This is a genomic window from Bacillota bacterium (assembly GCA_030705925.1).
GTDB lineage: Bacteria > Bacillota > Clostridia > Oscillospirales > Feifaniaceae > JAUZPM01.
Map to the genome: position 1 here is coordinate 1 of JAUZPM010000062.1, position 12,680 is coordinate 12,680.

The 12,680-nt window shown below is 40.3% G+C and carries 11 protein-coding genes and 1 pseudogene; all 12 read left to right on the forward strand.

The annotated features are described in order from the left end of the window. Positions 1-30: 30 nt before the first annotated feature. The 12 genes and pseudogenes from atpE to Q8865_09240 all read left to right on the forward strand — a co-directional run bounded on the left by atpE (position 31) and on the right by Q8865_09240 (position 12,587). On the forward strand, positions 31-252 hold the full coding sequence (atpE, locus tag Q8865_09185) for an ATP synthase F0 subunit C (GenBank protein ID MDP4153592.1): 222 nt from the start codon (positions 31-33) through the stop codon (positions 250-252). A 67-nt stretch (positions 253-319) separates the two neighbouring features. Further along, positions 320-808 (forward strand): F0F1 ATP synthase subunit B, encoded by a 489-nt coding sequence (atpF, locus tag Q8865_09190; protein MDP4153593.1) that lies wholly within the window; start codon positions 320-322, stop codon positions 806-808. Continuing rightward, on the forward strand, positions 808-1,338 hold the full coding sequence (gene atpH / locus Q8865_09195; protein MDP4153594.1) for an ATP synthase F1 subunit delta: 531 nt from the start codon (positions 808-810) through the stop codon (positions 1,336-1,338). Before atpF ends, atpH begins: the two co-directional genes overlap by 1 nt. Before the next feature lie 30 nt (positions 1,339-1,368). After that, positions 1,369-2,877: a F0F1 ATP synthase subunit alpha gene (atpA, locus tag Q8865_09200; GenBank protein ID MDP4153595.1), complete on the forward strand. Its 1,509-nt coding sequence runs from the start codon at positions 1,369-1,371 to the stop codon at positions 2,875-2,877. Positions 2,878-2,912: 35 nt separating this feature from the next. Next, positions 2,913-3,800 (forward strand): ATP synthase F1 subunit gamma, encoded by an 888-nt coding sequence (atpG, locus tag Q8865_09205; protein ID MDP4153596.1) that lies wholly within the window; start codon positions 2,913-2,915, stop codon positions 3,798-3,800. A 42-nt stretch (positions 3,801-3,842) separates the two neighbouring features. Further along, on the forward strand, positions 3,843-5,228 hold the full coding sequence (gene atpD, locus Q8865_09210) for a F0F1 ATP synthase subunit beta (GenBank protein MDP4153597.1): 1,386 nt from the start codon (positions 3,843-3,845) through the stop codon (positions 5,226-5,228). 14 nt (positions 5,229-5,242) lie between these two features. Beyond that, the gene (gene atpC / locus Q8865_09215; protein MDP4153598.1) at positions 5,243-5,650 is read left to right on the forward strand and encodes an ATP synthase F1 subunit epsilon; all 408 of its coding nucleotides are present in this window, start codon (positions 5,243-5,245) and stop codon (positions 5,648-5,650) included. 177 nt (positions 5,651-5,827) lie between these two features. Further along, positions 5,828-8,281 (forward strand): DNA ligase D, encoded by a 2,454-nt coding sequence (ligD, locus tag Q8865_09220; GenBank protein MDP4153599.1) that lies wholly within the window; start codon positions 5,828-5,830, stop codon positions 8,279-8,281. Positions 8,282-8,392: 111 nt separating this feature from the next. Further along, positions 8,393-8,953, forward strand: coding sequence for a hypothetical protein (locus tag Q8865_09225; protein MDP4153600.1), 561 nt, complete (start codon positions 8,393-8,395; stop codon positions 8,951-8,953). A gap of 463 nt (positions 8,954-9,416) precedes the next feature. Beyond that, a pseudogene (locus Q8865_09230) lies at positions 9,417-10,615 on the forward strand (saccharopine dehydrogenase family protein). A 1-nt stretch (position 10,616) separates the two neighbouring features. Next, positions 10,617-11,744, forward strand: a complete 1,128-nt coding sequence (gene nspC / locus Q8865_09235; protein MDP4153601.1) for a carboxynorspermidine decarboxylase — start codon at positions 10,617-10,619, stop codon at positions 11,742-11,744. A gap of 207 nt (positions 11,745-11,951) precedes the next feature. Then, entirely contained in the window at positions 11,952-12,587 is a 636-nt protein-coding gene (locus Q8865_09240) for a TetR/AcrR family transcriptional regulator (protein ID MDP4153602.1), read from the forward strand. The last annotated feature ends 93 nt before the right edge of the window (positions 12,588-12,680 follow it).

The window sequence follows — 12,680 nt, forward strand, 5'->3', positions numbered from 1 at the left end:
TCAGAAGTTATTGAATAGGAGGAAACAATTATGAGTGGAATTATTGCGATAGGAGCAGGAATTGCAATGTTAGCAGGTTTAGGTGCTGGAATTGGTTTAGGTATTGCATCTGGAAAAGCATCGGAAGGTGTTGCAAGAAACCCTGAAGCATCCGGCAAAATCATGTCAACCGGCTTGATCTTCGCAACACTGTCAGAAGTAACGGCTATCTTTGGCTTTGTTATCGCTATTATGTTGATCGGTAAAATGTAACAACCGGTTTATAAAATATGATAACGGTTAATTTGCCGGCAGAATACCTTAAAAAGAGGTGATATCCATGTTGGAAAGTTTGAATGCGTATAATTTTATCTTGGTAGCACTAAATTTAATCATTCTTTATGTTGTATTAAGAAAAATTTTGTTTAAGCCCGTCACCAGTTTTATGGAAAAACGTACTCAATCTATTAGAGATTCCATAGAAGAAGCACAAAAACAAGAGGCTGAGGCAAATGATCTTAAACTTAAATATGAAAATCAATTAAGTGATGCTAAACTTGTCGGTGAAAAAATTATTGCGGATGCAACTGAAAAGAGTAATCGAATTTCTGATGAGATTATTGCAAAAGCAAATCAAGAAGCAAGTTTTATTATGCAGAAAGCAAGAGAAGAAATAGAGCATGAGCGTGAGCAAATGCTGAAAGAAGTTTATAATCAGGTTGTAGATCTTACAATCGGCGCCGCTTCAAAAGTGATTGAATCGGACGTGGACTCAGCCAAGAATTTGAAAATTATTAAAAAATTTTTGGGTGAAGAAGGTGCCGCATAATGTCGCTTGTTTGCCGTCAGTATGCAAAGGCATTTTTCGACTTAGCTAAGCAGGAAAATGCTTTGGAAACATATAAAGACGAGTTGACTGCCGTTACCGATATTTATAAATCTGAAAAAACGTTTCAGAACTTTATATTAGACCCCAAAATAAGCAAAAATTATAAAAAGAACCTGATAAGAGTCTTTCAAAGTAATATAGGTACAAATACTTTAAATTTTCTGATGTTATTGCTCGACAAAAACCGTATAAAATATTTGCCGGAGATATTTGAAGAGTTTATAAAAATTTTCGATAAAGAAAAGAACATACTGAGTATCACCATAACATCAGCAATCCCGTTAGACCAGAAGTATGTCGATTTAGTAAGTGAAAAGTACAAAAAGCTTTATAACTCTGCTGATGTAAAAGTAACCTTGGTAAACGATAAAACATTGCTAGGCGGTATTAAGGTCGCAATTGGCGATAAACTTTATGATGCCAGCTTAAAAGAAAGTTTACGAAGATTAAGATCATCAATGAGTATGTAGATGCACAATGAACAGGGTATGGTGAACACTATGATTTTAAAACCAGAAGAAATAAGTGCTGTTATTAAACAGCAGATTGAAAATTACCAAAACGAAGTCGTAGAGAAAAACGTCGGGTATGTACTAAGCGTTGGAGATGGCATTGCTAGAGTATACGGGCTTAGCGATTGCATGTATGGCGAATTGCTGGAATTCGAAAATGGTATTTACGGAATGGCAATGAACCTGGAGGAAGAAAACGTTGGATGCGTCTTGCTTGGCTCTGAAATGGATATCAAAGAGGGATCTTTAGTTAAAAGTACCGGAAAAACCGTTGAAGTCCCGGTTGGTTCCCCTCTTATCGGACGTGTTGTTAATCCTCTCGGCAAGCCAATAGACGGCAAAGGCAGTTTGATAACCGATAAATCCAGACCTATAGAATTTCTAGCGCCAGGCGTTATTGATAGAAAATCTGTCGATACCCCTATGCAGACTGGAATCATGGCAATTGATGCAATGACTCCGATCGGCAGAGGTCAGCGTGAACTAATTATCGGAGACAGGCAAACCGGTAAAACTGCAATAGCAATCGATACAATCATTAACCAAAAGGGCAAAGATGTGATTTGTATTTATGTTGCCATTGGGCAAAAGGCATCTACTGTTGCGGGTATTTATAATACGCTTCAGGAATTTGGCGCAATGGAGTACTCTATTATTGTATCATCAACAGCTAATGATTTATCAACGGTTCAATATATAGCGCCATATGCCGGATGCGCTATGGCTGAATATTTCATGTTTGAAGAACATAAAGACGTGCTTATAGTCTATGACGACCTTTCAAAACATGCCGTTGCTTACCGTGCAATGTCATTATTATTGAAAAGGGCTCCGGGCAGAGAAGCTTTCCCGGGAGACGTCTTCTATCTTCATTCCAGACTTCTTGAACGTGCCGCAAAACTTTCCGATGAATTAGGCGGCGGGTCTATTACAGCGCTGCCTATCATTGAAACACAGGCCGGCGATGTATCCGCATATATCCCTACAAACGTTATTTCTATTACCGACGGTCAGATCTTTTTGGAATCTGAGCTATTTTATTCCGGACAGCGTCCTGCAATCAACGTTGGTATTTCAGTATCAAGAGTCGGCGGTTCTGCACAGATAAAAGCTATGAAAAAAATAGCCAGTCCACTTAGAGTTAATTTGGCACAATATCGAGAACTGGCTGTCTTTTCACAGTTTGGTTCTGATCTTGATCAGGCGACAAGAAGTAAACTGTTACAGGGCGAACGTCTTCTTGAGACATTAAAGCAGGATCAATACTCCCCACTAGCAGTTGAGGATCAAGTTGTTCTGCTTTATATTGCAATCAATGAATATCTGCTGGATATACCGGTCAATAAAGTAAAAAAGTTTAACCACGATGCTTTGGAATATATAAAGGAAAAATATCCTCAAATATTCAAATCAATCAGTGATACTAAGGCCTTAAGTTCTGATATGGAAGAACTTTTAAATCAGGCAATAAAAGAGTTTAAGACAACTATAGCTTAATGCTTTTATGCCTGTTACGGTGGTGATATATAACAATGGCAGGAATGCGTGAAATAAAATCAAGAATCAAAAGCATCAAAGAAACGCAGCAGATTACAAAAGCAATGAAACTTATTTCTGCATCTAAGCTTAAAAGAGCTAAACAGCAGCTTGAGCAAACCAAACCGTATTTCAACAAAGTTGAAACTACAATTGCTGAAATACTTGCTCACAGTGAAGGATTAGGACGTTCAAATGTTTATTTTGAAGAGGGCCGAAACAAAGAAAAGAAGAAAACAGGTATAATCATATTAACTGGCGATAAAGGGATGGCAGGCGGCTATAACCATAACATTATAAAACTTGCAGAGGATATGGCAAAAGACGCAGAAGATCCCCTGCTGTTTGTTGCTGGCTACATGGGTAAAAATTATTTCAGCAGGACTAATTTTAACCTCTATGAAGATTTTGATTACCCAGTTCAAAATCCGACTGTTAAAAGAGCTAAAGAGATTTCAAAAATCGTCTTGAAAAAATTTCTAGACGGTGATCTTGACGAAGTCTACCTTGCTTATACCGGAATGTATACTTCTATAAGATTAATACCTCAAGCTATCAGATTGCTTCCTCTAAGCCTTGGTATACTGAAAGCTGAACTCGGAATAGATGATAAGAACTTAGTTATAGACAGAAGTATAAACTATGAACCCTCTCTTGAAGCGGTATTTGACGTACTTATTCCTAAATATATAAAAGGTGTCATTTACAGTGCATTAGTTGAGGCATTTACATGCGAGCAAAGCGCGAGAATGACAGCCATGGACAATGCGACTACAAACGCAGATGAGATGCTTAGTAAGTTAAACTTAAGCTATAACAGAGCTAGGCAGGCTGCCATTACGCAGGAAATTTCAGAAATTGTCGGAGGCGCTTCAGCACTGTAATTGCTAACGGCATATACTGCAAAACAAAGGAGCGAATGCTATATGAATACAGGTTATATAATTCAGGTAATTGGTCCTGTTATCGATATCAGATTTGATAGCGGTGAACTGCCAAAAATATATAACGCGATAAAGATCGATAATAAAGGTAATACAATTACTGCTGAGGTTATGCAGCATTTAGGCAACAACACCGTAAGATGCGTGTCAATGACTACCTCAGAAGGGCTTGTCAGAAACCTGCCCGCTGTTGATACGGGTTCTCCGATTAAAATTCCTGTCGGCAAAGGAACTCTCGGCAGAGTAATGAATGTGTTGGGAGAAGCTGTAGACAAGCAAGGTGAACTGACTGCCGAAGAATACTGGCCAATCCACCGGGATGCTCCCAGTTTTGAAGAACAGACGCCTGCGACCGAAGTTTTTGAGACAGGAATTAAAGTCATTGACTTGCTAGCTCCATATGCAAAGGGCGGTAAAATAGGTCTGTTTGGAGGAGCCGGAGTCGGCAAAACTGTTCTGATTCAAGAATTAATCAGAAATATTGCAACAGAACACGGCGGTTATTCTGTATTTACCGGAGTCGGCGAAAGATCACGTGAAGGCAACGATCTGTGGCATGATATGACGGAATCCGGAGTTATTGAAAAAACCGCTTTGGTTTTCGGTCAAATGAACGAACCCCCCGGGGCAAGAATGCGTGTCGGACTAACCGGATTGACAGTTGCCGAATATTTCCGAGATAAAATGGAGCAGGACGTTTTATTGTTCGTTGACAATATCTTCAGATTTATTCAGGCAGGTTCAGAGGTGTCTGCGCTTTTAGGACGTATTCCTTCAGCTGTTGGTTATCAGCCAACACTTGCAACTGATATTGGTGCACTGCAGGAAAGAATCGCATCTACCAAAAAAGGTTCTATAACATCCGTACAGGCTGTTTATGTTCCTGCTGACGATTTAACTGACCCTGCCCCTGCAACAATTTTTGCTCACCTTGATGCGACCACCGTTTTATCAAGAGCGATTGTTGAAGAAGGAATCTACCCGGCAGTTGATCCGCTTGAATCCACCTCAAGATTGCTTGACCCAAGAATCTTAGGTTTGGAGCATTATGAGGTTGCGCGCCGCGTACAGGAAGTGCTTCAAAGGTATAAAGAATTGCAGGATATTATCGCCATTTTGGGTATGGATGATTTGACTGAGGAAGACAAACAAATCGTATTTCGTGCAAGAAAGATTAAAAAATATCTGTCTCAGCCATTCTTTGTCGCCACAAACTTTACCGGGTACGAGGGTAAATATGTTGCGCTAAAAGATACTATACGCGGTTTTAAAGAAATTGTCGACGGTAAAATGGATGATATTCCTGAGGCTGCCTTTTACATGAAAGGTACTATCGAAGAGGTTTATGATGCCGCTAAAACTATGTAGTAGTAGGTATTAATATGGCTAACAATTTATATTTAGAGATTATCACACCTAATAAAACTTTTTACTCTGATTATGTAGAAACGCTGACTCTCACTACTCCAAACGGCGAGATGGGCGTTCTAAGCGGACATATGCCGCTTGTTGCAGCTGTTTCGATCGGTGTCATAAAAATCAAGAAAGATGGTACATGGCTAGAGGCATATACGTCCGAAGGCTTTATGAAAATCGAACACGACAAAACTATTATATTTGTGGATACTGCAGAGTGGCCGGAAGAAATCGATGAAAACCGGGCACTGGCAGCTGCGGAAAGAGCAAGAGAAAGACTTCAAAGACAGCTTAGCAAGGTTGAATATATTAATTCTCGTGCTGCGCTGCAAAGAGCTATGTCAAGATTAAAAGTAAAAAGCGGCAGAAAATAGTATGGTTTCACTCCCCTAACCCCACAACAAAATCCACATAACGATAAAAAATCTTTAGTCAACAACTTTTGACTAAAGATTTTTTTAATTTTTAGATAAATTTTGCCCATATAGGTAAAATATTAATAATAATGACCGGAAACTTTGCTGCAGAATTCAAAAAAGTGAGTAATGTAAATGACTATAAAGTTAGAAGAATACAACGAAAAAAGAAATTTTGAAAAGACCAGCGAACCAATAGGCAAAACAGAAAAGCCCGAAGAACATCTAAAGTTTGTCGTCCAACATCATTCAGCCCGAAGAGATCACTATGACCTTCGTCTCGAATGGGACGGAGCTCTTTTGAGCTGGGCGGTTCCCAAAGGTCCCTCCTACAATACCCGTGACAAAAGACTAGCCGTACAAGTTGAAGATCATCCCCTAGAATACAGAAACTTTGAAGGGACTATTCCAAAAGGCGAATATGGCGGCGGGGTTGTAATGCTTTGGGATGAGGGCTACTGGGAGCCACAGGTTGATGTAAATAAAGGTCTCAGCGAAGGTTCGCTTAAGTTTATTCTAAAAGGGAGAAGACTTAAGGGAAAATGGGCTTTGATTCGACTCAAAGCTAAAGCGGGCGAGGATAAGAATAATTGGCTCTTACTAAAAGAAAAAGATGATTACACCAAAACAGAGGATGTGATTTCTGAATATACCGAAAGCATCAGAACCGGACGCAGCATGGTGGAAATTGAAGAAGGAAAAGCTGAAAAAACTACTCGAAATCCTTTTTTAAAGACAGATGTACAGCTTGCCAAACTAGTAAATACAATTCCAGATGATGAAGATTGGCTCTATGAGCTTAAGTACGACGGCTACAGGATTTTAGCATATGTAGAGGCCAACAATGTAAAGCTTCTAACCAGGAATGACAATGACTATACAAAGAGATTTCAAGACGTCGCTGTTTCCCTTGCCGATTGGGCGGCAGGAAGAGCTATGGTTCTGGACGGGGAAATGGTGATCACGGATGCGGAAGGCAAGACGGATTTTCAGGCTCTGCAAAACTATATGAAAAATCCGAAGGGTCAAAATCTTACTTATATCATTTTCGACCTTCTGGCGCTGGATGGCGCAGATTTAAGAGGAAGCCCCTTGGTTGAAAGAAAGCAAAAGCTTGAAGCCCTTATGAAAAATTCACCTAAAAACCTTTACTATAGCCAGCATGTCATAGGAAACGGCAAGGAAAGCTATCTTGCCGCCTGTAACGCTAATATGGAGGGGATCGTAGGAAAAAAAGCAGATTCTGTATACAGCGGAACAAGAAACGGCGATTGGATAAAACTCAAGTGCGATAAAAGACAGGAATTTGTCATTGGAGGATATACTCTATCAGATAAAAAAACAAGCGGCGTAAGCTCGCTTCTCCTTGGTATCTATGAAGAAAATGAGCTGATCTATGCCGGTCGTGCCGGAACGGGTCTGACCGAACGCAGCATGAAAGAGCTCGAAGATAAATTTGAACGCATCAAGATAAACTTCGCTCCTTTCATAGAGGCGCCTAAGCCTAAGAGTAATGAAAAATTCATATGGCTTGAACCTGTGCTTGTTGCAGAAGTCAAATTCGCTGAGTGGACCAAAGAAAATCTGCTAAGGCAGGCAAGCTTTAAGGGGCTTCGAACTGACAAGAACCCTAGGGATATAAAAAAAGAAAATTCGGATGACGAAATAGATGAAAAGCCGAAAGAGAAACAATCCTCTAAAGATATGGAGAAACCAATGAAAGCAACAGGCGATAGTATTTTAATTAATGGAATTAAAATTACAAGTCCGGATAAGGTTATGTTTGATGACCCTAAAATCACAAAAGCGGATATTGTGGATTATTATTCCAAGGTTGCAGACCACATGTTGCCTTATGTAGGTTACAGAATTCTTAGTATTGTGCGGTGTCCTAAGGGAATATCCCAGTCCTGTTTCTTTAAAAAGCACCCCGGTCCCAGTAATAAGGGAATCGTCACAGTGTCGGTTTTGAACAGCAGCGGAGAACAGGAAGAGTATTTCTATATTGATAATCCGTCCGGGCTTATTTATGAGGCACAGATGGGAACATTGGAATTTCATACATGGGGCAGCCGCGCAGAAGACCTCGAAAAGCCCGATATGATGGTATTCGATCTGGATCCAGATGAGGGAATGGAGCTTGCAAGGGTGCGGCAGGGCGTGAGGGATGTAAAAAGTATCCTTGACCAGCTTTCGCTCAACTCGTATCTTAAGACAAGCGGCGGCAAAGGCTATCACGTGGTCGTACCTTTCAAGCCGGCTGCATCTTGGGATACGTTTTACAGTTTTGCAAAGCGTATTGCCGAAATAATGGAACAGCAGTGGCCTGATCGTTATACAAGCAATGTAAGAAAAAATAAGCGGTCAAACAAGATTTTCATTGATTGGATTCGAAACGGCAGGGGCGCTACAAGTATTGCCCCCTACTCCATCAGGGCAAGAAAAGGTGCTTTTGTTTCCATGCCTATCTCATGGAACGAACTCGATTCGGTGACTCCCGACGGCGTAAATATGTCAGACGCACTGAAAAGAATTGATGCCAGTGATCCATGGAAGGATTTTTTTTCAAATAACCAGCGGCTTAAATGAGCATAAGCTATATCCGAATTTTAATTGATGCATATTTTATAAATTAAGTTTATTTACTCAAAGCGTTGAGATATAATTATATTGATATAATAAACAAATCAAGAGGATGTTATGAAGAAAAAGGTTTTATGGTTCATACTTACACCGATATTAGTGCTGGCAGTTGCCGGAGGCGGTGCTTATTATTATCTTCAAACTAAAATAAGTTCATTAGGTGACGATAAGTCAAAGGTTGTAAACTCCGTAATAAAAGAAGCGGTCACGCACCCTGACGAGGTTAAAAATATAATGGACTCAATAACTGTAACCGATGCCGGTCAGAATGCAGATTCACCATCTGCTGATACATCGCAAAAAAAAGATAACACACCCGCCGGGACATCAGCGTCTTCTGCGGGTAAAACTGCATCCGCTCCAAATTCAACGCCGGCTGCGAAAACGGAAAAAACCAACACCGCCTCTGATGACTCATCAATTTCTTCTATTGAATATATGAAATCACACTTGAATGAATATGAACTTCTCAACTCGGGCGCAAAAAATTTAGGCGGAAACACCTACCACCTGACAGCTACAGTTAAACATAAGCCGACGGGTAAAGTGTTTTCTGTGGAGGTTACAACACAGCTAAGTGATAGTATGAAAGAAACGCTAAGAAATTATAGAAAATGAGGAACGCTGACAATATTCTGCCTTTTCAAATTAATCTTGACTTTTTAAGCATACAACAATATAATTAATTGAGAATTCCACAAAACAAAGTTTTATACAGAGTTTTGAAAGCAAAAATTTTGACCGCTTTTTTAGAAAAGCTAAGGCTTACGGACAAGCCGGGTCGAATGCCGAATGGCAACTTCCGTTGCCTTATTGATTGAGTTAAAAGCTCAAATTTTATAAGTTGGTTACTTATAACCGGTGCGGCATCGCACATTCAACTTGTGAAACGGTCAATAAGAGTAGTAAAAGTAATTTTTTGCTATATAGACTCTGAAAGTCCTTATTTTGATTGATAAAAACATATTTATTGTTTTTGTTTGCAAAATACTGATGGTTTCTAAACGCAAGTGATGAGTGGCCGCTTATCATCTGCGTTTTTTATATTGTAAAATCAAAGATAGTAAAGGGGTAAAGTGAAATGGGAAAAGCACTTATAATCGGATGCGGCGGTGTTGCCAGTGTGGCTATCCAAAAATGCTGTCAAAACAACAGCGTTTTTAACGAGATCTGCATTGCCAGCCGTACAATATCTAAATGTAATGAATTAAAAAATAAATTATCCGCCAGCAAAACAAAAATAACAACTGCCGAAGTGGATGCCAATGACGTAGACGCTTTGGTTTCGCTTATTAAAGGGAAAAGCCTGATGTTGTACTAAATCTGGCTTTGCCTTATCAGGATCTGACCATTATGGATGCCTGCCTTGCAACAAAAACCAGCTATGTCGATACGGCAAATTATGAACCTGAGGATACGCCTAAGTTTGAGTATAAATGGCAATGGGCATATAATGAACGTTTTAAAAAAGCAGGAATCACAGCACTTCTCGGAAGCGGCTTTGACCCGGGTGTTACCGGTGTGTTTTCTGCATATGCGCTTAAGCACTATTTTGACGAGATCAATTATATCGATATCCTCGACTGCAATGCCGGCGATCATGGCTATCCGTTTGCTACAAACTTCAACCCGGAAATCAATATCCGTGAAGTTTCTGCAAACGGCAGTTACTGGGAGAACGGCAAATGGATTGAAACAGAGCCTATGGAAATTGCAAGAACCTATGATTTCCCGGAAGTCGGTGAAAAGAAGATGTATCTTCTCCACCATGAAGAACTTGAATCCCTTGCATTAAATATGCCGGGCATTAAACGCATACGGTTCTTTATGACGTTTGGCGAAAGCTATCTTAACCACCTTCGCTGTCTTCAAGATGTAGGAATGACGTCCATCGAACCCATAACCTACGAAGGAAAACAAATCGTTCCGCTTCAGTTTTTAAAGTCAGTTCTGCCAGATCCTGCAACTCTCGGCCCGCGCACAAAAGGCAAGACAAACATCGGCTGCATCTTCCGAGGCAAAAAAGACGGTATAGAAAAGACGTATTACGTTTACAACGTCTGCGATCATCAGGAATGCTATCGCGAACTTGGCTCACAGGCGATTTCTTATACAACCGGCGTCCCCGCAATGATAGGCGCTATGATGATAATGACCGGGACATGGAATAAGCCCGGCGTCCACAATATTGAAGAATTTGATCCCGATCCCTTTATGGATGAACTTAACAAGTGGGGTCTGCCCTGGAAAGAAAGCTTTGCCCCAGAGCTGGTTGACTGATATGAGGATAGATCAGTTGCCCACCCCATGCTACGTTGTTGATGAAACGCTTATTGAAAAAAATCTAAAGATTCTCCGCGGTGTTATGGATCGCACCGGTTGCCGCATTCTGCTCGCACAAAAAGCGTTTTCAATGTACGCGCTGTATCCTCTTATCGGTAAATATCTAAGCGGAACTGCGGCAAGCGGTCTATACGAGGCAAGGCTCGGGCATGACGAAATGGGTAAAGAAAACCACATATTCTCCCCTGCCTACCGTGACGAGAATTTTGATGAAATAATATCGCTTTGCGACCACATTGTTTTTAACTCGTTTTCACAGCTTGAAAAGTTTAAAGGCCTGGTGCTTAATGCTGGAAAAAGAATCGGGCTTAGGATCAACCCTGAATTTTCAACACAGGATGGACATGCCATTTATGACCCTTGCGCCCCCGGTTCCCGTCTCGGAGTCACACGTGAAAACTTTAAACCAGAATTACTTGAGGGTGTCTCCGGCCTTCATTTTCATACCCTCTGCGAACAGGACTCTGATGCACTGATTAAAACGGTTGAAGCCGTAGAAGAGCGGTTTGGAACGTTTCTGCCTCAGATGAAATGGCTGAACTTTGGAGGCGGTCATCATATAACCAGACCCGGATATAACATAGCTGCTCTTGAAAAGTGCATTACTAGGATACAGGAAAAATACGGCGTAGAAGTTTATCTTGAGCCCGGAGAAGCTATAGCTTTAAACGCGGGATTTTTAGTGACTACTGTAATTGATACTTTGCACAATGGAATAGATATTGCGATACTCGACACCTCAGCTGCCTGCCATATGCCTGATGTACTGGAAATGCCCTACCGCCCTCCTGTTCTTGAATCAGGCCTGCCAAACGAAAAAGAGTACACATACCGTTTAGGTGGCCCGACCTGCCTTGCAGGCGATATTATCGGCGATTATTCCTTTGATAAACCGCTCGGTGCTGGAGACCGGTTGATTTTCGGCGATATGGCTATTTACTCAATGGTGAAAAACAATACTTTCAACGGTATGCCGCTGCCCTCCATCGCTTTATGTGACAGAGAAAAAAATTGTAAGATTCTGCATACATTTATTTATGATGATTTTAAAAACAGGTTGTCATAAATTCGCATTAACATTCATTTTTTAAGCCTGAATGCTAACATAGCCTGTATCAAAATAGTAAAATGCTATTTTGATACAGGCTTTTTTTCTGCAAAATTACCCTGTAGATTCCGGAATATTAAAATCTTATATTAACCTATTGACAATGTGACCTGCTAGTCATATAATGTGACCAGTGAGTCATATTGTAATTGGAGGGCATAAAAATTGCCAAAAAGAACTTTTAACCGTCTTGACGACGATAAGCAGGAAAGAATCATGAGAGCAGCTATCGAAGAATTTCAGGCACATGGATTTGAGAAATCAAAAATCGAAGTAATTGCACAAAACGCCGGAGTCGCTAAAGGAAGCATTTATCAATATTTTGACGATAAAAAAGAGTTGTTTTTATATTCCATCACATGGTCATTGGAATATTTTATGAGAATTATCGATAGGCAAACCCCTCTTAAGGACATGGACGTATACGACTACTTTCTTTCAGGAAATCGTGAACGTTTTGAATTAATAAAAAAAGAGCCTTTGCTGGTTTCGTTTTCAATGGCCGTCTCCTCGGGTAAGTATGGTGTATTAGTTCAGGAAGCAAACAATGAGTTATACCGAATTGGCGAGGAATATGAGCTAAAGCTTATTGCCAACGGCAAAAAAAGAGGAACGATCCGCGATGACTTAGACGACAAAACCCTTCTGCTCTTTTTTCAGGGAGTAACGGAAAAATTCTCTATGGAGATTATGGCAAAAGTTAGCGAATTCAAGAATGAGCCCACGGAAGATCAGACCATTGAGATGGAAAGTCTTTTGAATAACATGGTTTCATTATTAAAAAGAGGGATGGGACAATAGGTATGTTTATTACGGTTAAGAATTTGAAAAAGAGCTATACCACCGGTCAAAACAAAAATTAGATACTTAAAGGGGTAAGCCTTACGCTTGAAA